Here is a 21,433-nt window from a genome sequence, read left to right as displayed (position 1 = left end):
GCGAGGAGATGATGTCTTGAAACCATAGGAGTTGCACATGGCCCTACAAGTACCGAGCGATTTTCGCCGCGTGATCATCGCTGCATCGGTGGGAAACGTCATCGAATGGTATGATTTCTACATCTTTGGCAGCCTGGCCGCAGTTCTATCGGTCAAGTTCTTTGAGCAGTCCCATCCCGTTGCGGCCCTCCTCAGCACGATCGCACTGTTCACGGCAGGGTTCCTGATCCGTCCGTTGGGCGCATTCCTGTTCGGATGGATGGGGGACCGGGTCGGCCGCAAATACACGTTCCTCATCACGCTCAGCGGAATGGGATTGGGCACGGGAGCGATTGGGTTGATCCCGACCTACCAGTCAATCGGCCTCACGGCCGCGTTCGTTCTCTTCGGCTTGCGCATGATCCAGGGCCTATGCCTCGGTGGCGAATATGGTGGCGCCATCACCTACGTCGCCGAGCATGTGCCGGACGACCGGCGCGGCTACTACACCGGCTGGCTCCAGACCTCCCCGACTCTCGGGATCGTCGTGTCGCTGGCCGTGATCGTCCTGACGCGGACGTATGCCGGTAATCAGGCATTCGATGAATGGGCGTGGCGTGTTCCGTTCCTGGTGTCCTTCCTGCTCGTAGCCATCGCGATCTACATTCGGCTCCAACTCCAGGAGACGCCGATCTTCCAGGAAATCAGGGCCCGCGGCCAGATGACGAGGAATCCATGGAAGGAGGCCTTCCTCAGTTCGAACATCAAATTCATCGGGATCGCCGTTGTGGTCCTGATCGGACAGGGCGTGGTTTGGTACAGCGGTCAATTCTGGGCGCTTTACTTTCTCCAGCAGGTCTCCAAGGTGGATGCATTGACCTCCGCCTACATCGTGGGAGCTGCGCTACTCATTGCAACGCCGAGCCTGATCTTCTTTGGCTGGCTGTCGGATCAGATCGGCCGCAAGCCGGTGATCCTCGGAGGCATGTTGCTCGCCGCGATCACGTACTACCCGCTCTATCTGTGGCTGGGGGCGGTGACGCAGCCCGGAAATATCAACTATCCGATCGCGATCTTCATCATCTTCATCCTCGTCTGCTACGTCGGGATGGTGTACGGGCCGGTCGGCGCGTTTCTGGCGGAATTCTTTCCCGCCAGGATCAGATACACCTCGGTGTCCGTGCCGTACCACATCGGCAATGGCTGGGGCGGCGGATTGGTGCCGTTCATCACTTCGGCGGCCTTCGCTGCCACCGGCAGCATCGGCTATGCGCTGATTTACCCGATTGCTGTCCCTGCGGTTTGCTTCGTGCTTGCCGTCTTCCTGATGCCGGAGACCCGCAAGATCAGCATCTGGCAACCGATCGAGCCCAGAACCGCATCGTGACGTGATCAACTCTTCTCCGGCCGCCAGCCGATGGCGGTCGGAGAAGAGCGGACTGGCTCCCTTCTCAGCCGGCTCGGTGATGCCAGTGATCGTGCCACCAGGCGGTGACGTCGCGATCGGTCGTCAATTCCCAGGCAGCGAGCAAGATCACCAATAGGCCCGACGATACGCTGCTCACCGTGGCGGATGCGGACTCATAACCAATGGACCAAGGCGCCACCACCAGAGCCAGGCCCAGCAGCATTTCGCCCCATTCTTCCAGGTAGGACGGGATGACAAAGGCCTCTACGGCAAACAGCATGACGCCGAGCCCGAGTGCGATGGTGAACCAGACAGTTGCCCCGGATAGACCCAGGACAAAGGACGACAGGACCAGCCATACGCCCACCAGCAGGCTGACAGCGTCTTGCCAATGTTGGATACGCATGATGCTCACCTCCCTTCTCACATTTATATGGGGACGCAGCGCTCAAGAAGCATCCGTCCAGCCTGCGTTGTGTTGCCGCGATTACCGATCCAAGAGCCGGCGCCCAATCCCGGCTGCCTGTGCCGCGGAAATGCCCTTGCGAGTGCGCCGCACCAGGATGCAGACTACCGGCGCTTGACGGGTGTCAATATCGACCGTTCTCGGCGCCGGTCAGTTCGCGCCCAGAGCATGAGGGAGATGACGCCATGCGAGAAATGGAAATCCACGACTACGCTCGGCAGTTGCTGGAAGCACATGGCCCCAAAGCCATTGCCGAAGCCGCTCAGAACGCCATCGATCTCGAGCAGAAGGGCGAGCTCGAATTGGCAAGAACCTGGCGGCATATCGAAGACGCGATGAAGCTGATGCGCGGGCCACATCAAAGCTGAGGCTGCCGGCACGCGTGCAAAGGCTGCCTGACCGCGAGTACCGCGCCATGCCGGGCTTTTACGGCTGGCGCGACACCGACTGTGAACGTGGACCACAGTCCGTCGCAAGCCGCTCGGCCGCGGCCGAACGGAACGCAATCTCAGGACGCTGATCTGGGAGCGAAGCCATGGTTCCGAAATGTGCGACAGCCGAAGATCTCGTGAAGGCCATCAAGGACGAGAAGGTCCAGATGATCGATCTGCGGTTCACCGACTTGCCGGGGGTTTGGCAACATTTTTCGGTCCCACCGGGCGCAGTGAATGTCGATGCTCTCAACGAGGGTATTGGATTCGACGGCTCATCTATCCGCGGCTTCCAGGAGATCCAGGAAAGCGACATGCTCGTCATCGCCGATCCGACGACGGCCTTCGTCGACCCTTATAGTCCGGCAAAGACGCTGGTCCTCATCTGCAACATCCGCGACCCCGTGACCGGCCAGTCCTACAGCCGGGATGCCCGCTACATCGCCCAGAAGGCCGAAACCCACCTCAACAGCACAGGGCGCGCCGATACCAGCTATTTCGGGCCGGAAGCGGAGTTCTTCGTCTTCGACGACGTGCGCTACGGTCAGGGGATCAATTACGCCTTGCATGAAATCGATTCCAGCGAAGGCAGCTGGAACACGAGCAAGGACGAAGAGCCGAATCTGGCTCACAAGCCGCGCCCGAAGGAGGGATATTTTCCCGTTCCCCCGACCGACAGCATGCAGGCGCTACGCACTGAAATGGTGCTGACGATGGAGCAGCTCGGAATCCAGATCGAAGCTCATCACCATGAGGTCGCAACTGGCGGCCAAAACGAAATCGACATGCGCTTCACCACCCTCACCCGCATGGCCGACAACTTGATGATCTACAAATACGTGGTCAAGAACACCGCGCATCAGTACGGCAAGACGGCCACCTTCATGCCGAAACCACTGTTCGAGGACAACGCGTCGGGCATGCACGTTCATCAAAGTCTGTGGAAGGGCGAGACCAACCTGTTCTACGACAAGGACGACTACGCCCAGCTGAGCGAGCTCGCCCGCTACTACATCGGTGGGCTCCTGACTCACGCGTGGGCGTTGTGCGGGCTTTGCGCCCCGACGACGAACTCCTATCGACGTCTGGTGCCGGGATATGAGGCTCCAATCAACCTGGTCTACTCCCAGCGCAATCGCTCGGCCTGCTGCCGGATTCCGATGTATTCGCCGAACCCGCGGGCAAAGCGCGTCGAATTTCGCTCGCCCGATCCCTCCTGCAATCCCTATTTGGCCTTTGCCGCAATGCTGATGGCCGGCCTCGACGGTATCGACAAGCGGATCGACCCGGGCAGCCCGATTGACAAGAATCTCTATGACCTCCCGCCTGCCGAAGCGAAGGAGGTGAAGTCGACGCCGGGATCGCTGGACCAGGCGCTCGACGCGCTCGAGCGCGATCACGCGTTCCTGCTGCGCGGCGACGTATTCACCGCCGACGTGATCGAGACCTGGATCGACTACAAGCGAAAGAAAGAGATCGACGCAATCCGGCTGCGACCGCATCCTTATGAATTTCATCTGTACTACGACACGTAGCGCGCAGATCCCGGGGGGCACCCGGAATCGCCGCGAGTTGGCGACTCCAAATGCATGAAAACCCGAAGGAGAAACGCCATGAAACGTCGTGAATTTCTGAGAACGGCAGGCGTCGGGCTGGCCGCGTCAACCGCCGTTGCCGCGCCAGCCATCGCGCAGTCGATGCCTGAATTGAAATGGCGATGCACCACAAGTTGGCCGAAGTCGCTCGACGTTCCCTTCAGTGCATCAGAGACGGTTTCGAAATATGTCGCGGAAGTCACCGACAACAAATTTCAGATTCAGCCCTTCGCCGGCGGCGAGATCGTTCCCGCACTTCAGGCACTCGACGCGGTGATCAATGCGACGGTCGAGATGTGTCACACCGCCGCCTATTACTTCATCGGCAAGGATCCCACCTTCGCACTCTATTGCTCCGTTCCATTTGGGCTGAATTCGCGCCAACAGAATGCCTGGTTTCAGGATCACGGCGGCCAGGACATGCTCAACGAGTTTGGCAAGAAGTACAATTTATATGGCATTGCGGGCGGCAACACCGGCACTCAGATGGGTGGCTGGTTCCGTAAGGAGATCAACAGCGTGGAGGACCTCAACGGGCTCAAAATGCGGATCGGCGGGTGGGCAGGCAAAACGCTTTCCAAGCTTGGCACAGTCCCGCAGCAGATCGCGGGCGGCGACATCTATCCGGCATTGGAAAAAGGCACCATCGACGCGACCGAATGGGTGGGCCCTTACGACGACGAGAAGCTCGGGTTCTACAAGGTCGCCAAGTACTACTATTTTCCCGGCTGGTGGGAGGGTGGCACGGCGCTGCATTTCCTCATCAATGCGGATAAGTGGGATGCCTTGCCGAAGACATACAAGTCGCTGCTCACGGCGGCGTGCGGCTATGCGAACATGGATGTTCAGGCGCGGTATGACGCGCGCAACCCGCCGGCGCTCAAGCGCCTCGTAGCAAATGGGGCGCTCCTGCGTCCGTTCAGCCTGGCGGTGATGGAAGCCTGCCTCAAGGCTTCCAACCAGGTCAATGCCGAAACCTCCGCGTCCAACCCCGACTTCAAGAAGATCTACGATTCGCAGATGGACTTCCGAAATGACGAGAATCTCTGGTGGCAGGTCGCCGAGTACTCCTATGAAAGCTTCATGATTCGCACACGCCCCAAGGGCTGAACACCTAAAGCGCGATGAACTCAGGATGAATCATCATCGCGCTTTAGGTCCTCGTTTGAGCATGATCTCCAAACGCTCTGCGTTTGTCGCGAGGGAAAACCGCTTCACACTTTTCCCGATCATGCTCGAGCCGGTGGCGGCCAGCTGACGGGACGTTGCCGGCAGCTCCATCGCATCCGAATAGCCTCAGCCCTTGGCGACTTCCTTCGCAAACGTGTCGCGCAGGCCGATCGTCCGCGAGAATACCGGTTTGCCCGGCGTCGAATCCTTGTCGCGCACGAAGTAGCCCTGGCGCTCGAACTGCATCGGCTCGGTCGCATTGCTCTCCGCAACGGATGCCTCGATCCGCGCGTCAGGCAATATCTCCAGCGACTGCGGATTGAGATCGGCGGCGAAGTTCGCCGCATCCGGGCTCGGGTTGGAGAACAGCTGGTTGTAGATGCGGATCTCTGCCGGCTTCGACTGCGCGGCCGGCAGCCAGTGCATGGTCGCCTTGACCTTGCGGCCGTCCGGGGCGTTGCCGCCCTTGGTCGCCGGGTCGTAGGTGCAGCGCAGCTCCACAACCTCGCCGGCGTCGTTCTTGATCACGCCGGTGCACTTGATGAAATAGGCATAGCGCAACCGCACCTCGGTGCCCGGCGACAGGCGGAAGAACTTTTTCGGCGGGTTCTCCATGAAGTCGTCGCGCTCGATATAGATCTCGCGGCCGAACGCGATCTTTCGTGTTCCCGCTGACGGATCGTCCGGATGGTTGATCGCGTCGAGCTCCTCGACCTGCCCTTCCGGATAGTTCTCGATCACGACCTTGAGCGGCCGCAGCACCGCCATGCGCCGCTGCGCCGTGCGGTTCAATTCCTCGCGGATGCAGAACTCGAGCATGCCGACATCGACCACGCTGTTGGCCTTGGCAACACCGATGCGCTTGACGAACTCGCGCAGCGCGGCCGGCGGCACGCCGCGGCGGCGCATGGCCGCCATGGTCGGCATGCGCGGATCGTCCCAGCCTGCGACATGACCCTCGCGCACAAGCTGGGTCAGCACGCGCTTCGACAGCAGGGTGTAGGTCAGGTTCAGCCGCGCGAACTCGTACTGATGCGGCTTCGACGGCACCGGCAGCTTTTCGATGAACCAGTCATAAAGCGGCCGGTGATCCTCGAACTCCAGCGTGCAGATCGAGTGGGTGATGCCCTCGATCGCGTCAGACTGGCCGTGCGCGTAGTCATAGCTCGGATAGATGCACCATTTGTCACCGGTGCGCGGATGGTGTGCATGCAGAATGCGGTACAGCACGGGATCGCGCAGATTGATGTTGCCCGCCGCCATGTCGATCTTCGCCCGCAGCACGCGCGCGCCGTTGGGGAATTCACCCGCCTTCATGCGGCGGAACAGGTCGAGATTTTCCTCCACCGTGCGGTCACGGAACGGCGAGTTCTTGCCCGGCTCGGTCAGCGTGCCGCGGGAGGTGCGGATCTCCTCCTGGGTCTGGTCGTCGACATAGGCGAGCCCGTCGCGGATCAGCTGCTCCGCCCAGTCGTACAGGCGATCGAAATAGTCCGAGGCAAAGAACAGGTACTTACCCCAGTCGAAGCCGAGCCAGTGCACGTCGGCCTGGATGGAATCGATGAATTCCTGCTCTTCCTTGACCGGGTTGGTGTCGTCGAAACGCAGATGGCAGCGGCCCGGAAACTCCTGGGCGATGCCGAAATTGAGTGCGATCGACTTGGCGTGGCCGATATGCAGGTAGCCGTTCGGCTCCGGCGGGAACCGGGTCACGATCTCCCTGTATTTGGCCTGGTCGAGGTCGGCCTGGATGATGTCGCGAATGAAATCGCGCCCAACCTCAGTCGCCACCGGTTCTGTGCTCATCCGAATATCCTGTAGGGAAATCAGCGGTCCTTCTGCCAAATTCGCGTGGCTGAGCCAAGGCCTTAGCAGATCCGCTACCGGGCTTTAGTTATGCACCGGTCCTGTTATATACCACCGCCTCCAATGCATAGGCCCTGCCAAGAATGACCGATTCCGTCGTCACACGCTTTGCTCCCTCGCCGACCGGCTTCCTCCACATCGGGGGCGCCCGCACGGCGCTGTTCAACTGGCTCTATGCGAAGAAGCACGGCGGCAAGATGCTGCTGCGGATCGAGGATACCGACCGCGAGCGTTCCACCGAGGCCGCGATCGGCGCCATCCTCGACGGGCTGAAATGGCTGGAGCTCGGCTGGGATGGCGAGGTCATCTACCAGTTCAGCCGCGCCGCCCGCCACCGCGAGGTTGCCGAACAGCTGCTGGCGGACGGCAAGGCCTATCGCTGCTACGCCACCGCCGAGGAGCTCACCGCGATGCGCGAGAAAGCGCGCGCGGAGGGTCGTACCCGGCTCTATGACGGCCTCTGGCGCGACCGCGATCCGGCAACCGCGCCGGCCGACGTTAAGCCGACGATCCGGCTGCGCGCGCCGCAGACCGGCGAGACCGTGATCGAGGACCAGGTGCAGGGCCGCGTGGTCTGGCAGAACGAGAACCTCGACGATCTCGTCCTTTTGCGCGGCGATGGCAATCCGACCTACATGCTCGCGGTGGTGGTCGACGACCACGACATGGGCGTGACCCATGTCATCCGCGGCGACGACCATCTGATCAATGCCGCGCGCCAGAAGCAGATCTACGACGCGATGGGTTGGGCGCTGCCGAACATGTCCCACATCCCGCTGATCCACGGTCCGGACGGCTCAAAACTGTCAAAGCGCCACGGCGCGCTCGGCGTCGATGCCTACCGCGCCATGGGCTACCTGCCGGCTGCGCTGCGCAACTACCTCGTCCGGCTCGGCTGGAGCCATGGCGACCAGGAGATCTTCTCGACCGAGGAGATGATCGCGGCGTTCGACCTTGCGACCGTCGGCCGGGCCGCCGCGCGTTTCGACTTCGCCAAGCTGGAAAACCTCAACGGCCACTACATCCGCCACGCCGACGATCAATCACTCGTGAAGATGTTCGAAGACGTGCTCGACCATGTGCCCGGCCGCAGCGACCTCAAGGCCAAGTTGAACGACACCACGCGCACGCAGCTTCTCAAGGCCATGCCGAGCCTGAAGGAGCGCGCCAAGACGTTGATCGAGCTGATCGACGGCGCTTATTTCATCTTCGCCGACCGGCCGCTGGAGCTCGATCCCAAGGCGGCAGCGCTGCTGACGCCGGAGAACCGCAAGCTGATCGGGCAGCTTCATTCCGCGCTGGAGAATGTCGAGGCTTGGAGCGCGGCCAACGCGGAAGCGGCGCTGCGCGCCTTTGCCGAGGAAAATAGTCTCAAGCTCGGCGCGGTCGCCCAGCCGCTGCGGGCGGCGCTGACCGGACGGTCGACATCGCCGGGGATTTTCGAGGTTTTGGACGTGCTCGGACGCCAGGAAAGCCTGGGCCGGCTCAGCGATCAGGCCAAGGACTAGACCAAGGACCAGGCTACGACGTAAGTCGACCATGCGCGGCGCCATCTTGCAGCGCACACAGCAATAATATACCCATCTTCCCCGTACCTTCTGGAATATCCGGCCTGCCCCATCATCTCATCGGGGGCTTCCGGGTCCGGCCCGTTTCACCATACATCGGGGACCTCTGATGGACGCAAAAGCAAGCAACAAGACCGCCACGCTGACGGTCGGAAATAAGAACTACGATCTCCCGATCCACAGCGGCAGCGTCGGGCCTGAAGTCATTGATATCGGCAAGCTCTACAGCCAGTCCGGGCTGTTCACCTACGATCCCGGCTTCACCTCCACCGCGAGCTGCCAGTCCAAGATCACCTATATCGACGGCGACGCGGGCGTGCTGGAATACCGCGGCTATCCGATCGAGCAGCTCGCCGAAAACGGCGATTTCCTCGAGACCTGCTACCTGCTGCTCTACGGCAATCTGCCGACCGCCGCGCAGAAGAAGGATTTCGACGATCGCGTGATCCATCATACGATGGTGCACGAGCAGATGGCCCGCTTCTTCCAGGGCTTCCGCCGCGACGCCCATCCGATGGCGATCATGGTCGCAGCCGTCGGTGCGCTCGCCGCGTTCTATCACGACTCCACCGACATCAACGATCCGAAGCAGCGCATGATCGCGTCGATGCGGATGATCGCCAAGATCCCGACGCTGGCGGCGATGGCCTACAAATACACGATCGGCCAACCCTTCGTGTATCCGAAGAACTCGCTGAAATTCGCCGAGAACTTCCTCAATATGTGCTTCGCCGTGCCGTGCGAGGAGTACAAGATCAACCCGGTGCTGGCTGACGCGCTGGACAAGATCTTCATCCTGCACGCCGACCACGAGCAGAACGCCTCGACCTCGACGGTGCGCATCGCCGGCTCTTCCGGCGCCAACCCGTTCGCCTGCATCGCCGCCGGCATCGCCTGCCTGTGGGGCCCGGCGCATGGCGGCGCCAACGAAGCCGCGCTGGCGATGCTCGCCGAGATCGGCTCGGTCGACAACATTCCGGAATTCATCGCCAAGGTGAAGGACAAAAACAGCGAAGTCCGCCTGATGGGCTTCGGCCACCGCGTCTACAAGAACTACGATCCCCGCGCCAAGATTATGCAGAAGATGTGTCACGCCGTGCTCAAGGAGACCGGCCATGGCGACGATCCGATGCTCAAGGTGGCGCTGGAGCTGGAGCGGATCGCGCTCAGCGACCAGTACTTCATCGACCGCAAGCTCTACCCGAACGTCGACTTCTATTCGGGCATCACGCTGAAGGCGATGGGCTTCCCGGTCTCGATGTTCACCGTGCTGTTCGCCGTCGCCCGCACCGTCGGCTGGATCAGCCAGTGGAGCGAGATGATCGAGGATCCGCACCAGAAGATCGGCCGTCCGCGCCAGCTCTACACCGGTGTCACCCGCCGCGACTACGTGGCGATCAAGGATCGGAAGTAAGTTCGGCCATCACGGCCTTCGAAGCGGCGCCATCTCACGATGGCGCCGTTTTCGTTTGGCGGCATCGTAGACCGGCAAAGCGAAGCCTGCCCACCAGCTGTCCGCAACCGAGACATAAATGCGGGCCACTCCCCGATTTGCTGCCGCGCACAACAAGAAGTCCCTGCATCGCGCCGGCGAACGCTTGACAGTCGAAACGTAGCGCGCATTCTTACACTAAGTAAGAATGACAACAGGGATGGAAATGCAGGAGCAGCCGAGAAGTCGGCGGCAGACGCGCGCTGCCATTTTGACTCATCTGCTTCAGTCAGGCGGCTCGTTCCGGCCGCCGCTGGCCAAGGCCGTGCGCCTGTCGGAAGCGAGCCTGTCGCGCATCCTGTTCGACCTGAAGGCCGAAGGCCTGATCGAGGAAGTGCGGCGCCCCGCCCCTTACGTCGGCGGCCCGACGGGCCTCGTGTCACTCGACGGCTCGGTGGCGCTCGCGGCCTTCGAGCTGAGCACTCAGCGGCTCAGCATCGGCGTTGGCGGCCTGTCGGGCAAGCTGCACTACACCGAATGCGTCCCGTTGCCGAAGACGCCAACCGTCGAGAGCGTCGGCCGGGCGTTCCGCGAGGCGCTGACTTTGCTGCGCGACTCGACCCGGCTTCGCCGCATCACCCTGGCGCAGATCGGCGTCTCCATTCCGGGCCTCGGCCGGTTGAGCACATCAGGCAACCCGATCATTCCCTGCGATGTCAGGCATATCAGCGCCACGTTCGGCGAGGTGTTTGCCGGCGTGCCGGTCGAGTTCACCAATTCGGTCGTTGCGCACGCCACCTTCCATCGCTTCCGCACGGAGAATTATCCATTCAGCGGCGCGCATCTCTTTGTGTTTGTCAGCCACGGCGTTGCCGGCGCCTGGATGGATGATCCGGCCGAGGCCGATGCCCTGCAACCGGTCGAGCTCGGCCACATGGTGTTCGGGCCCGAGGGACCGCGTTGCCGCTGCGGCCATCACGGCTGCGTGGAGGCCTATACGTCGCTTACCGCCCTCGCCGAGGTTCTCGGCGTCGCGGAAGCCGAGTTGCTCCAGATCGGCAGCGAGTGGGTGAACAGGATCTCGATCTCGTCGCGCGTGCGCCAGGAATTGCGCCGGCGGCTGTTCCGGCTCGGCCTTGCGATCGGCAACACATTGAATGTCAGGCTATGCAATGGCGTCGCGATCAGCGGCTGGCCGTCGCTTCTCTCCGAGGACGATCGCAGCGCCGTGGTCGAGGGGATCGACGCCTGCCTGCTGGGCGGGCGGACATTGGCACAGGTGTCCCTCGCCTTCGTGCCGCCCTCGACTGGCAACGATCCGCAGGCAGCCCTCGCCTTCGCCGCGTTCTGTCTGGCCAGCCGCGGCGGTATGCCGGCGGCATCGACGGAGGCCGCCTGACACGCCCTGAGCCGCGCGGCTTCAAGGCGCCAAGAGTTCACACCGGGAGGAACTGCCATGCCGATCATAACAACAAGGCGTCGTCTGCTCGCTGGATCTGCTGCTGCGCTCGCGCTGCCGGCATTTGCCCGCGCGCAAAGCGCGGTCAAGCCGCGCCTGACCGTGATTTCGCAATGGTCCGCAGGCAGCGATGGGGCGGCTATCACCGCGCTCGGCAAGAAATTCGAGGAGAAGGGCGGGACTTGGCAGCACTCGCCCGTCCCCGGATTCACCACCGAGATGATGAACAAGCTGCGCGCTCAGATCATCGCCGGCGATCCGCCGGCCTGTTCGCAACTCAAGGGCCCCGAGATTGCGGCCTGGTCGAAGATCGCCCCGACCGTTAATCTGGACGCCCTTGTCGCCGCCGCCGGCTACGAAAAAGTTGTCGCTCCAGACCTTGCACGATTGCATAAGCCGGGGGGCAAGTGGATTTCATTGCCGTTACAGATCTACAGCACCAACATGCTGTTTCTCTCCAAACGCGCGATGGACAAAGCCAAGGCCGACAAGATCCCCGTTACGTGGGCTGACTTCAACGAGCTTGCCGAAAAGATGAAAGCGGGCGGAGTTACATATCCCATCGCCAACGGCGGCACCCGCCCCGACGACGGGCAGAAATTCGAAGCCTCTCTCGCCGGCATCAGCCCCGCTGCGTACCGCGCAGCCATCATGAATCTCGACAAGAAAGCCCTCGAGGGTCCCGAGATAAAGGCCGCGTTCGCACAGGCCCGCAAGATCTCCGACTGGATGGATCCCAACGTCGGCGCCCAACCCTATGCCACCAACCTGAAGCGCTTCATCGATGGCGATATGGGCATGATGATCCAGGGCGGGTGGGCGCAGGGCGTGTTGCGCAACGCCGGTTTCAAACTCGACGACTTCACCATCACGCCGGGCCCCAGCGACAATAGCAAGCCGGTCTTCCTGTTGAATGCCGATGCCTTCATATTCTGGCAGCGCAAGGAGCCCGACCTGCAGGCTGGTCAGACGTTGATGGCCCAGCTCGTCATGGATCCGGCGATCCAGACAATGTATTCGCAGATCACGGGGTCGATACCCGTGCGCACCGATGTCGATCTCTCCGGCGAAGGCTGGTCGGATGGTCAACGGCGGACCGCCGCAGCACTGAAGGACGCTGTCGCCAACAATCAGGCCGTCCTGAGCCTCGCGCACAACATGGCGCAGGAAAACGGCCTGACCGCCGCGATGATCGACGTCATCACCGAGTACGTGAAGAACAAGACAATCAAGCCGGACGAGGCCGTAACCCGCCTCGCCGAGGCCGTCGAGGGCGCGCGTTGACCAGCGCCGTCTCGACAGCAACGCAACCGGGCCGGCCGGCGACCTCTGAAATGGTGCGCCGGCTGCCCGAATATCTGATGATCTGGCTGCCGCTGCTGCTGTCGGCCGCGCACCTCGTTTCGTTTTCGCTGTGGACGATCTGGATTTCGTTCACGCCATCCACGCTTGTTCCGGTCTCGGGCTGGGTGGGCTTGCGCAACTACACCGCGGTCCTGGCGTCGCGGAACTGGCAGATCGCCTTCGACAATCTGCTGCTGTTTGGCAGCGCTTTTGTGCTGCTCAGTTTGGTGACCGGCCTCATGCTTGCGATCCTGCTCGATCAGCGCATTCGCGGCGAGAACGTGCTGCGAACGATCTTCCTCTACCCCCTGGCGGTCTCGTTCGTCGTCACCGGCACGGTCTGGAGTTGGCTGCTCAATCCCGGCATTGGGATCCAGAAACTCGCTCACGACCTCGGCTGGACCTCCTTTCGGTTCGACTGGCTCGTCGACCGCGACATGGCAATCTGGACCATCGTTATCGCTGCGGTCTGGCAGTCCTCTGGCTTCGCCATGGCGCTGTTCCTCGCCGGCCTTCGGTCGGTCGACGCCGACATTATCAAGGCCGCGCAGATCGACGGCGCTGGTCCGATCCGAATCTACCGGCGCGTCATTTTGCCCACGCTTTGGCCGATCACTATCACCGTCGTCGTGGTCCAGTTGCAGTTCGCAATTTCGGCCTTCGACCTCGTCCGCGCGCTCACCAATGGCGGGCCCGGTATAGCGACCCAGCTGCCGGCCCTTGTCGTCTATGATCTTATGTTCCAGCGCGGCCAGCTCGGCCGGGGTGCGGCGGCGGCGGTGCTCATGTTGCTCATTCTCCTCGCGGTCCTGCTGCCCTACGCAGCTTGGCGTTATGTCCAGCGACGGCGGTCGAACCATGCGTGACCGAACCTTCGCGCCGAGCCGGATGTTGATCTATCTCGTCGTTTCGTTGTTCGCGGCCGCCTATCTCGCGCCACTGGCTGTTGTCGTTCTCAACTCGCTCCGTACCAACGAGGAGATCGCGCAGGCCTCGATGATCGGCTGGCCGAAGCAATTGGCTTGGAGGAACTATGTCGCTGCCTGGAGCGGTTTCTGCGTCGCTGAGACCTGCGCCGGTATCCGGCCGTACATGCTGAACTCTGCGCTCGTCACGATTCCCGCGACGATCTTCTCGACCATACTGGGAGCGATTGCCGGTTACGCCGTCTCGCTCTGGCGTTTTCGCGGCGACAACTGGATCTACGGCGTCGTGACCCTCGGCCTCTTCCTTCCCCAGCAGATGCGCCTGCTTCCCTGGACCATCGTGCTGCGGGACATCGGTGTCATCAACACGCTGACCGGCCTCGTGCTGATTCACACGATCCAGGGGCTCTCCTTCACCGTGCTGTTCTGCCGAAACTATTATGTCGCCATTCCACATGAACTGATCAGGGCCGCGCGCATCGATGGCGCCGGGTTCTTTCGCATTTTCTGGCGCATCATTCTGCCGCTCTCGGCTCCCATCTTGATCGTCACCGTGATCTGGCAGTTCACGCACATCTGGAACGAGTTCCTCTATGGCGTGACATTCACGACCGGCCAGCAGCAGCCGGTCACGGCTGCGCTCATCGCGCTATCTGCTGCAATCGCAGATATCCCGCAGCATGGAGTGCAGAGCGCTGCGGTGATCATCGCGGCCCTGCCCACGTTGTTGATCTATCTCCTCGGCGGCAGGTACTTCGTGCGCGGCCTTACCGCCGGCGCTGTGAAATGATGGAGTCACCATGGCAGCATTGAGCATTCGCACCCTATCCAAGCGCTATGCCAATCTGGAGGTGCTGAAGGGCATTGATCTCGACATCGAGAGCGGCGAATTCACGGTGCTGGTCGGGCCGTCCGGCTGCGGCAAGTCCACCCTGCTCAACATCGTTGCGGGGCTCGACCGTCCGAGCGAAGGGACCGTGGAAATCGGCGGACGCGTCGTCAATGACATACCGCCCAAGGACCGCGACATCGCCATGGTGTTTCAGTCCTACGCGCTTTATCCGTCGATGACGGTGCGCCAGAACATCACCTTCGGCATGGAATGCCGCCACGTGCCGAAGGCAGAGCAGGAGAAGGCTCTGGCGAACGTGGCCCGGCTGCTCCAGATCGAGCCGCTGCTCGGCCGCAAGCCGTCGCAATTGTCCGGCGGCCAGCGCCAGCGCGTGGCGATGGGCCGGGCGCTGGTGCGCGATCCCCTGTTGTTCTTGTTCGACGAGCCGCTCTCCAATCTCGACGCCAAGCTGCGCGTCGAGATGCGGATGGAGATCAAGCGGCTGCACCAGCGCATCCGCGCCACCATCGTCTATGTCACCCACGACCAGATCGAGGCGATGACGATGGCGACGCGGATCGCCGTGATGCATCGCGGCGTGGTGCAGCAGTTCGCCGATCCTGATACCGTGTACCGCTATCCCGCCAATCTGTTTGTCGCCCGCTTCATGGGCTCGCCGCCGATGAACACAATGCCGGCGCGGCTCGAGGCCGATGCCAGCGGGCTGGTGGCCGTGATCGGAGCTGGGCGGCCTGATGAGGTTCGTCTCCGCCTGCAAGGATACGATGCAGCGGCGCCCTTCGTCGGCCGCGAGGTGGTGTTCGGGATCAGGCCGGAATGCATCGCCGAGGGCAGCCGCTTGTTTTCCGGCGATGCGCCCATTGTCGTCAACGCCCCGGTGGAGATGGTCGAGCCCACCGGCGCCGAAACCATCGTGCTGCTGCGGCTCGGTGGCGAGTCTGCGCTGGCGCGCATCACGCCGGATATCCGCCCCACGCCGGGAACGCCAGCCGCTTTCGCGCTCGATACGCGCCGCATCTGCCTGTTCGACCCCGAGACGGAGCGACTCATCGCATGACGAAGACAACCTATTCTGACCTCAAAGGCCGCGTGGTGTTGATCACCGGGGGAGCCAGCGGCATCGGCGCCGCCTTCGTGCGCGCCTTCGCGGCCCAGGGGGCCCGCGTTGCGTTCCTCGATATCGACGAAGCGGCCGGCGGCGCGCTGGTCGCGGAGGTCGCGGCCGCGTCCGGGCCCGCACCGCTGTTCGTGCCCAGCGACCTCCTCGACATCGACGCGCTGCGCTCCGCGATCGCAAAGGTCCACCGTTCGCTCGGCGATGCCGCAGTCCTGGTCAACAACGCGGCCAACGATCAGCGCCAGGCGCTGGCTGAGGTGACGCCCACCGAATTCGACTGGATGATCGGCGTCAACCTCAAGCACGTCTTCTTTGCAGCGCAAGCGGTGGTACCGCAGATGCAGGCGCGCGGCGGCGGCTCGATCATCAACATGTCGTCGGTGGCGTGGATGCGCGGCGCGCCGGCGCTGCCGGTCTACGCCGCGGCGAAGGCGGCGATCGTCGGCTTCACCAATTCGCTGGCCCGGCTAGTCGGTCCCGACCGCATCCGCGTCAACGCAATTGCACCCGGCATGGTGATCACCGAACGCCAGCGCCGGCTGTGGTATCCGAATGAGCAGAGCATCGCCGAGCTTCGCACGCGGCAGATCATCCCCGATGCGGTGACGCCCGAGGACATCGCGAACATGGCGCTGTACCTCGCCTCCGACGAGAGCCAGCGCATCACGCGCCAATGCTTCCAAGTCGACGGCGGCTTGGGCTAGCGCAAGTCCTGTAGGGTGGGCAAAGCGCAAGCGTGCCCACCGTCTCTCGGCAACTGGAAAAAGGTGGGCACGCATTCGCTTTGCCCACCCTACAAATCCGTCGCTTACCGCCTGCCCTTGCGCATCGTGGCCAGCACGGTGTCGGCGGCGAGCACGCTCGGCGATTTGTTGCCGGTCGACATGATCGTGTCGAGCTGGGCAAACGCTTCTACCTGCTGGCGGCGCAACGGCGAATCCGTCAGCACCTCGGTCAGCGCCGGCGCGAGCTTTTCCGGCGTGCAGTCCTCTTGCAGGAACTCGGGGATCACCTCCTTGCCGATCACGAGATTGGCGAGGATCACAGACGAGACCTTGACCGCGCGGCGCAGGATGAAGGCTTCGATCGCGCTGACGCGATAAGCCGTCACCATAGGGATGCCCGACAGCGCGAGCTCGAGCGTCACCGTACCCGATTTCGCCAACGCCGCGTGCGCGATGCGGAAGGCGACGCGCTTCTCGTTTTCGCCGACCACGATCTGGGGCTTGACCGGCCAGTTCGCAACACCCTCGCGGATGGCGGCTTCGAGATGCGGCATGGTCGGCAACATCAGCGCGAACGCGCGGCCCTCCGCCTGCAATCGGCCAACCGTCGCGCCGAATACGTCGAGATGATGCCTGATCTCGCTGTGGCGGCTACCCGGCAGCACCAGGAGAACCGGTGGCTCGCCGTCGCGGCGCGCCTGCTCCTCGGCATTCGGCCGCAGCGACGGCAGTTGCTCGATCAGGGGATGGCCGACATAGCTGCATGGCGGTCCCCGCAGCTTGCGGTATTCCTCCGGCTCGAACGGCAACAGTCCGAGCACGTGATCGACATAGCCGAGCATGGCGCGCGCCCGGCCCGGCCGCCAGGCCCAGACCGAGGGCGAGACGTAATCGACGACCGGAATCGCCGGATTGCGCGCGCGCACGCGGCGGGCGACACGATGGGTGAAATCGGGACTGTCGATGATGACGAGCGCGTCGGGCGCCACCTCCGTCACGGCGTCCGCGGTCTGGCGGATCAGCCGCAAAATCTTCGGCAATTGCCCTACCACCGCGGCGAAGCCGACGATCGACAATTCCTCGATCGGGAACAGCGAATTGAGCCCCTCGCGCGTCATGGTGCGGCCGCCGACGCCCTCGAACTGCACGCCATCGCCGAGCCGCTGGCGCAGCACCTTCATCAGGGCACTGCCGAGCCTGTCGCCGGATTCCTCCGTCGCGATCAGGAAAATTATCTGCTTCGGATCGCGCCCCTGCATCACGCCGGCAGACCGATGACGAAGAGATACTTGGCGTCGGCGATCCCGATCATCGCCTGCGGCTCGGCGGCGATGGTGTTGCCGGCGATGACGGCGATGCCGGCCAGGCCCGCGGCAGCGACGCCCTCGATGGTACGTGCGCCGATCGTCGGCAGGTCGAAACGCAGATCCTGGCCGCTCTTCGGCGCCTTCACCAGCACCCCGCGGCCGGTGGCTGCACGGATACGCCCCTCCTCGCGCAGGCGTGCGACGCGCGCGAGCAGGGCATCGGTGCCCTCGATATCCTCGACCGCCACCACGTGGCCGTCGATCACCACCGCGGCCTGGCCGATATCGAACGGCCCGAGCGCGCTCAGCACCGCGCGCCCGCGCTCGATGTCGGTCTTGCTGTTGTCGCTCGGCCAGGCGCGGGTGATGCAGCCCTCAGGCATCAGCAAGTCGGGCGCGACGTCCCTGATGCCGATCATGCGAAAGCCGCCCTGCTCGAGGATGCGTCCGACGCCGGACAACAAATGATCGTCGCCGCCGCGGAAGGCGCGGATGACATTGCCGAGCAGCCGCAGCGTCGTGAAGTCGAACCGGATCTCCGAGAGCGACGGCCGTACCAGCGTGCCGATGAAGATCAGGTCGCGGCAGCCCTCCTCGCGAAACAACCGCATCGCGCGGCCGAGCTGGCCGACCGAGATCCAGCGGTGGCGGAATTTTTCCACCTGCGCCGGATCGCAGGCGCCGCGCAGCGCAAACAGCACCGGCGTAATGCCGCGCGCGGCGAGCGACTCGGCGACCGCGAACGGCATCGCGCCGCCGCCAGCGACCACGCCGACCGGAGATGAAATCCCCGAAGCCGCCGATGTCGCCCCCGCGGTCATCTCAGAACTCACTTTGCGATGGCGGGAAGACAAAGCGGACGATGCCTGCCCTTGCCGATGAAGTCGAGGATCTCGGCGATCGCGGCATCCTCGCCTGCCAGCGGTCGCACCGCCTCGAGCCGCTCGGCGAACGTGCCGGGCCCGTGGAACAGTTTTTGGTAGAACGCACGTACAGTCGCAAGCCGTTGCTTGGTGAACTTGCGCCGCTTCATGCCGATGAGATTGAGACTCTCGAGTACCGCATACTGACCGTTGACGAGCCCATATGGGATGACGTCGTCGCGCACGCCGCAGACTCCGCCGACCATCACGTACGGGCCGATGCGCGTGAACTGATGCACCGCGGACAGGCCGCCGATATAGACGGCATCGCCAATCTCGCAGTGCCCGCCAAGCGTCGCCGAGGTCGCGAAGATCACGTTGTTGCCGACCATGCAGTCGTGGCCGACATGGCTGTTGTTCATGAAATAGCCATCGTTGCCGACGCGCGTCAGCCCGCCCCCCTTGATGGTGCCGACGTTCATCGTCGCACCCTCGCGGATGGTGCAGCCGGACCCAATCTCGAGTTTGGTCGGTTCGCCCTTGTAGCTGAGATCCTGCGGCGCTCCACCGAGCACCACGAACGGCGAGATCACGCAGCCATCTCCGATCGAGGTGTGACCGATGACCGTGACCTGCCCGATCAGCTTGCAGTTTTTGCCGATCACGACATGCGGACCGATGATGCAAAAGGGCCCGATCTCGGTGCCCTCACCGATCAATGCGCCGTCTGCCACCCGCGCGGTGGGATCAATCTTGCTCATCAAGCAATCATACTTATCAAGAAGGTCTGGTTATGTGTTGAAGTTGCTTCGTTTTCCGCTGGTTAGCGCGACTATGCCCGATCTGTCCAGTGACGTATCATCTCGCCGTGTTTCAAGCGTCGGATGAGCTGGCCGTCGCAACCCATCAACGTGTTCATGCGGAGCTTCAAGTCCCGTGGTCAGAGCCTTGGCAATCCTGCTCGCGCAGTTGATGGGTACACCGATCGCTTCTGAGACAGTCGAGACCGGCGAACGCCGCCTTGTCGATCTCGAGACGTTCGAATGCCGCGACATCACCCGCAGCACTATCCTGCAGCGCGTCTGCTACGACCGGGCGCAGCAAGACCTCATCGTCGCGATCAACGGCAGGTATGACCGCTATTGCGGGGTCCCGGCCGAGACGGTCGAGCGCCTGCTGGCCGCACCGTCCATGGGCCGGTTCTTCAACCAGACGATCAGGCGCGAGGTCGCTGGCGACCGCTACGATTGCCGGACAAGCCAACCGGTCCAGCGGAGTTGATCCCCCTCAGTCGGTCAGCATCGCCCCGACGTCGGCTTCCGCGACGACCTGGCCGTTGACCTTGGCGTCGCCGTGAAACCACCACATGGTCTTGCGGCGGCCGATCGAGCGCATGTGGTACTCGATGGTATCGCCGGGCATCACGGGCTTGCGGAACTTGCATTTGTCGATGGTGAGGAAATAGACCGCCCGCGGCTTTTCGGTGCCCTCGACCGACTTGATGCCGATCACGCCCGCGGTCTGCGCCATCGCCTCGATCATCATCACTCCGGGATAGACCGGGCGATCCGGGAAGTGGCCCTGGAACGGCGGCTCGTTGAAGGTGACGTTCTTGATGCCGATGCCGCTGTAATCGGTGCGGATGTTGATCACGCGGTCGATCAGCAGCATCGGAAAGCGGTGCGGGAGCGTTTGCAGGATCATGTTGATGTCCACAAGCTCGAACCTGACCGGTGCTTCGTCCGTCACTCCCGTTCCTCCTGCTTCGGATCGGCTTTGCTGTCGCGCGCCAGGCGCTCCACCGCCAAAATCTCCTTGAACCACTGCCGGGTCGGCTTGGCAAAAAAACCGCCCCAGCGTCCGCCCGGCGGGATGTCGTCCTTGACGCCGCTCATGGCAGTCACCTGAGCCCCATCCCCGATCTTGAGGTGATTGTTGATGCCAACCTTCGCTCCCAAGGCTACGTTGTCGCCGATGGTCAGGCTGCCGGCCAGCCCGATCTGGGCCGCCAGCAGGCAGTGCCGGCCGATCGTCACATTGTGGCCGATCTGAACCTGATTGTCGATTTTGGTGCCCTCCCCGATCACGGTGTCGCGCAAGCTGCCGCGATCGATCGTCGTTCCGGCGCCGACCTCGACGTCGTTCTGGATCACCACCCGCCCGGTCTGCGGCACCTTCAGATGGCCCTCGGGGCCGAAGAAGATGAAGCCATAGCCGTCCTGGCCGATCGAGCAGCCGGGATGGATCAGGACGTTGTTGCCGATCAGTGCGCACTGGATCGCCGTGCGGGCGCCGACGTTGCAGTCTCGGCCGATCTTGACGCCGGGGCCGATCACGGCGCCTACGCCTACCACCGTGCCGCTGCCGATCTCGACATCCGGGCCGATGACGGCCAGAGGATCGACGATGACGCCGTCCTCGAGCCGCGCCGAGGGGTCGACGATCGCCGACGGCGCGATGCCGTCATTGCCGGCCCAGGATTGCGGCCTGAGCGCGTCACCGTGCCATTCCCGGGCGATCCTGACGAAGGCACGGAACGGCTGGGTCACCCGCAGCACGGCGACATGCGCGGGCACCTGGGCCTCGAAGCGCGGGCTCACCAGGCAGGCGCCGGCTTTGGTCGCCCTGATCTGGTCGGCATATTTGACGTTGTCGAAGAACGTCAGGTGCATCGGGCCGGCCTCGTCGAGCGAAGCCAGGCCGGTGATGACTTGGCCGCCCCTGATAGGGTCGACCAGTTGCGCCTTGGTCAGCGCGGCAATGTCGGCCAGCGCTGAGGCTGGCGGCTTTGTGAAGAAGGTCGGCTGCGCCATTCCACCCCGTCGCGGTCCGGCTTCGGCATGAAGCGGTCAAGCCGCATCATGCCTCATCTCTTGGATCGACACGACCCCTTCGGAAACCGGCTTCCCTGATTCGGATCGTGC

General features: G+C 63.1%; 20 protein-coding genes. 13 read left to right on the top strand and 7 right to left on the bottom strand.

The features are described from left to right. Positions 1-37 precede the first annotated feature (37 nt). Positions 38-1,366: an MFS transporter gene (locus IVA82_RS17845; RefSeq protein ID WP_247389148.1), complete on the top strand. Its 1,329-nt coding sequence runs from the start codon at positions 38-40 to the stop codon at positions 1,364-1,366. A gap of 64 nt (positions 1,367-1,430) precedes the next feature. On the opposite strand, the gene IVA82_RS17840 is transcribed toward IVA82_RS17845, so the two are convergent. Beyond that, a complete protein-coding gene (locus IVA82_RS17840) occupies positions 1,431-1,793 on the bottom strand; it encodes an SPW repeat protein (RefSeq protein WP_187436041.1) in 363 nt (120 codons plus the stop codon). Between the two features lie 245 nt (positions 1,794-2,038). On the opposite strand from IVA82_RS17840, the gene IVA82_RS17835 reads away from it, so the two are divergent. The 3 genes from IVA82_RS17835 (at position 2,039) to IVA82_RS17825 (ending at position 4,989) form a co-directional block, all read left to right on the top strand. Continuing rightward, positions 2,039-2,221 (top strand): hypothetical protein, encoded by a 183-nt coding sequence (locus IVA82_RS17835; protein WP_247389149.1) that lies wholly within the window; start codon positions 2,039-2,041, stop codon positions 2,219-2,221. Between the two features lie 167 nt (positions 2,222-2,388). Then, positions 2,389-3,819 carry a type I glutamate--ammonia ligase gene (gene glnA / locus IVA82_RS17830; RefSeq protein WP_247389150.1) on the top strand — a complete coding sequence of 477 codons (1,431 nt, stop codon included), beginning with the start codon at positions 2,389-2,391 and terminating at the stop codon, positions 3,817-3,819. Between the two features lie 78 nt (positions 3,820-3,897). Then, a complete protein-coding gene (locus tag IVA82_RS17825; RefSeq protein ID WP_247389197.1) occupies positions 3,898-4,989 on the top strand; it encodes a TRAP transporter substrate-binding protein in 1,092 nt (363 codons plus the stop codon). 186 nt (positions 4,990-5,175) lie between these two features. Here IVA82_RS17825 and IVA82_RS17820 read toward each other — a convergent pair whose 3' ends face one another. Further along, positions 5,176-6,855, bottom strand: coding sequence for a glutamine--tRNA ligase/YqeY domain fusion protein (locus IVA82_RS17820; protein ID WP_247389151.1), 1,680 nt, complete (start codon positions 6,853-6,855; stop codon positions 5,176-5,178). Positions 6,856-6,998: 143 nt separating this feature from the next. Here IVA82_RS17820 and gltX point away from each other — a divergent pair, with 143 nt between their 5' ends. The 8 genes from gltX (at position 6,999) to IVA82_RS17780 (ending at position 16,318) form a co-directional block, all read left to right on the top strand. Beyond that, positions 6,999-8,423: a glutamate--tRNA ligase gene (gene gltX, locus IVA82_RS17815; protein WP_247389152.1), complete on the top strand. Its 1,425-nt coding sequence runs from the start codon at positions 6,999-7,001 to the stop codon at positions 8,421-8,423. 169 nt (positions 8,424-8,592) lie between these two features. Beyond that, on the top strand, positions 8,593-9,897 hold the full coding sequence (gltA, locus tag IVA82_RS17810; RefSeq protein WP_247389153.1) for a citrate synthase: 1,305 nt from the start codon (positions 8,593-8,595) through the stop codon (positions 9,895-9,897). 238 nt (positions 9,898-10,135) lie between these two features. Further along, on the top strand, positions 10,136-11,314 hold the full coding sequence (locus tag IVA82_RS17805) for an ROK family transcriptional regulator (protein ID WP_247389154.1): 1,179 nt from the start codon (positions 10,136-10,138) through the stop codon (positions 11,312-11,314). Positions 11,315-11,371: 57 nt separating this feature from the next. Then, on the top strand, positions 11,372-12,658 hold the full coding sequence (locus tag IVA82_RS17800; RefSeq protein ID WP_247389155.1) for an ABC transporter substrate-binding protein: 1,287 nt from the start codon (positions 11,372-11,374) through the stop codon (positions 12,656-12,658). Next, on the top strand, positions 12,655-13,584 hold the full coding sequence (locus tag IVA82_RS17795) for a sugar ABC transporter permease (protein ID WP_247389156.1): 930 nt from the start codon (positions 12,655-12,657) through the stop codon (positions 13,582-13,584). The genes IVA82_RS17800 and IVA82_RS17795 overlap by 4 nt, the downstream gene beginning before the upstream one ends. Beyond that, positions 13,577-14,434 carry a carbohydrate ABC transporter permease gene (locus IVA82_RS17790; protein ID WP_247389157.1) on the top strand — a complete coding sequence of 286 codons (858 nt, stop codon included), beginning with the start codon at positions 13,577-13,579 and terminating at the stop codon, positions 14,432-14,434. Before IVA82_RS17795 ends, IVA82_RS17790 begins: the two co-directional genes overlap by 8 nt. A gap of 10 nt (positions 14,435-14,444) precedes the next feature. Continuing rightward, positions 14,445-15,554 (top strand): sn-glycerol-3-phosphate ABC transporter ATP-binding protein UgpC, encoded by a 1,110-nt coding sequence (gene ugpC, locus IVA82_RS17785; protein WP_247389158.1) that lies wholly within the window; start codon positions 14,445-14,447, stop codon positions 15,552-15,554. Next, positions 15,551-16,318, top strand: a complete 768-nt coding sequence (locus IVA82_RS17780; protein ID WP_247389159.1) for an SDR family oxidoreductase — start codon at positions 15,551-15,553, stop codon at positions 16,316-16,318. Before ugpC ends, IVA82_RS17780 begins: the two co-directional genes overlap by 4 nt. 104 nt (positions 16,319-16,422) lie before the next feature. On the opposite strand, the gene lpxB is transcribed toward IVA82_RS17780, so the two are convergent. The 3 genes from lpxB to lpxA are packed head-to-tail and all read right to left on the bottom strand — an operon-like array spanning position 16,423 to position 19,270. Then, positions 16,423-17,601, bottom strand: a complete 1,179-nt coding sequence (gene lpxB / locus IVA82_RS17775; protein WP_247389160.1) for a lipid-A-disaccharide synthase — start codon at positions 17,599-17,601, stop codon at positions 16,423-16,425. Beyond that, the gene (gene lpxI, locus IVA82_RS17770) at positions 17,598-18,467 is read right to left on the bottom strand and encodes a UDP-2,3-diacylglucosamine diphosphatase LpxI (protein ID WP_247389161.1); all 870 of its coding nucleotides are present in this window, start codon (positions 18,465-18,467) and stop codon (positions 17,598-17,600) included. The genes lpxB and lpxI overlap by 4 nt, the downstream gene beginning before the upstream one ends. Before the next feature lie 8 nt (positions 18,468-18,475). Beyond that, positions 18,476-19,270, bottom strand: a complete 795-nt coding sequence (gene lpxA, locus IVA82_RS17765; RefSeq protein ID WP_247389162.1) for an acyl-ACP--UDP-N-acetylglucosamine O-acyltransferase — start codon at positions 19,268-19,270, stop codon at positions 18,476-18,478. Between the two features lie 175 nt (positions 19,271-19,445). On the opposite strand from lpxA, the gene IVA82_RS17760 reads away from it, so the two are divergent. Then, entirely contained in the window at positions 19,446-19,790 is a 345-nt protein-coding gene (locus IVA82_RS17760; protein ID WP_247389163.1) for a KTSC domain-containing protein, read from the top strand. 6 nt (positions 19,791-19,796) lie between these two features. On the opposite strand, the gene fabZ is transcribed toward IVA82_RS17760, so the two are convergent. Both fabZ and lpxD read right to left on the bottom strand, forming a co-directional pair. Further along, the gene (fabZ, locus tag IVA82_RS17755; protein ID WP_148741281.1) at positions 19,797-20,258 is read right to left on the bottom strand and encodes a 3-hydroxyacyl-ACP dehydratase FabZ; all 462 of its coding nucleotides are present in this window, start codon (positions 20,256-20,258) and stop codon (positions 19,797-19,799) included. After that, complete coding sequence (gene lpxD, locus IVA82_RS17750) at positions 20,255-21,322, bottom strand: UDP-3-O-(3-hydroxymyristoyl)glucosamine N-acyltransferase (protein WP_247389164.1); 1,068 nt, start codon at positions 21,320-21,322, stop codon at positions 20,255-20,257. The genes fabZ and lpxD overlap by 4 nt, the downstream gene beginning before the upstream one ends. Positions 21,323-21,433: the final 111 nt, after the last annotated feature.

This window comes from Bradyrhizobium sp. 142, assembly GCF_023074015.1.
Lineage (GTDB): Bacteria > Pseudomonadota > Alphaproteobacteria > Rhizobiales > Xanthobacteraceae > Bradyrhizobium.
Note: the sequence above shows the minus strand (reverse complement) of the source record. Positions and strands in the feature narration are given on the sequence as shown.

Coding starts and splice junctions, on each gene's coding strand:
- gltA (WP_247389153.1), top strand. CDS start 8,593: ATGGACGCAAAAGCAAGCAACAAGACCGCCACGCTGACGGTCGGAAAT.
- IVA82_RS17820 (WP_247389151.1), bottom strand. CDS start 6,855: ATGAGCACAGAACCGGTGGCGACTGAGGTTGGGCGCGATTTCATTCGC.
- lpxD (WP_247389164.1), bottom strand. CDS start 21,322: ATGGCGCAGCCGACCTTCTTCACAAAGCCGCCAGCCTCAGCGCTGGCC.
- gltX (WP_247389152.1), top strand. CDS start 6,999: ATGACCGATTCCGTCGTCACACGCTTTGCTCCCTCGCCGACCGGCTTC.
- IVA82_RS17790 (WP_247389157.1), top strand. CDS start 13,577: ATGCGTGACCGAACCTTCGCGCCGAGCCGGATGTTGATCTATCTCGTC.
- IVA82_RS17800 (WP_247389155.1), top strand. CDS start 11,372: ATGCCGATCATAACAACAAGGCGTCGTCTGCTCGCTGGATCTGCTGCT.
- ugpC (WP_247389158.1), top strand. CDS start 14,445: ATGGCAGCATTGAGCATTCGCACCCTATCCAAGCGCTATGCCAATCTG.
- IVA82_RS17825 (WP_247389197.1), top strand. CDS start 3,898: ATGAAACGTCGTGAATTTCTGAGAACGGCAGGCGTCGGGCTGGCCGCG.
- IVA82_RS17845 (WP_247389148.1), top strand. CDS start 38: ATGGCCCTACAAGTACCGAGCGATTTTCGCCGCGTGATCATCGCTGCA.
- IVA82_RS17805 (WP_247389154.1), top strand. CDS start 10,136: ATGGAAATGCAGGAGCAGCCGAGAAGTCGGCGGCAGACGCGCGCTGCC.
- lpxI (WP_247389161.1), bottom strand. CDS start 18,467: ATGACCGCGGGGGCGACATCGGCGGCTTCGGGGATTTCATCTCCGGTC.
- IVA82_RS17780 (WP_247389159.1), top strand. CDS start 15,551: ATGACGAAGACAACCTATTCTGACCTCAAAGGCCGCGTGGTGTTGATC.
- IVA82_RS17840 (WP_187436041.1), bottom strand. CDS start 1,793: ATGCGTATCCAACATTGGCAAGACGCTGTCAGCCTGCTGGTGGGCGTA.
- glnA (WP_247389150.1), top strand. CDS start 2,389: ATGGTTCCGAAATGTGCGACAGCCGAAGATCTCGTGAAGGCCATCAAG.
- lpxA (WP_247389162.1), bottom strand. CDS start 19,270: ATGAGCAAGATTGATCCCACCGCGCGGGTGGCAGACGGCGCATTGATC.
- IVA82_RS17835 (WP_247389149.1), top strand. CDS start 2,039: ATGCGAGAAATGGAAATCCACGACTACGCTCGGCAGTTGCTGGAAGCA.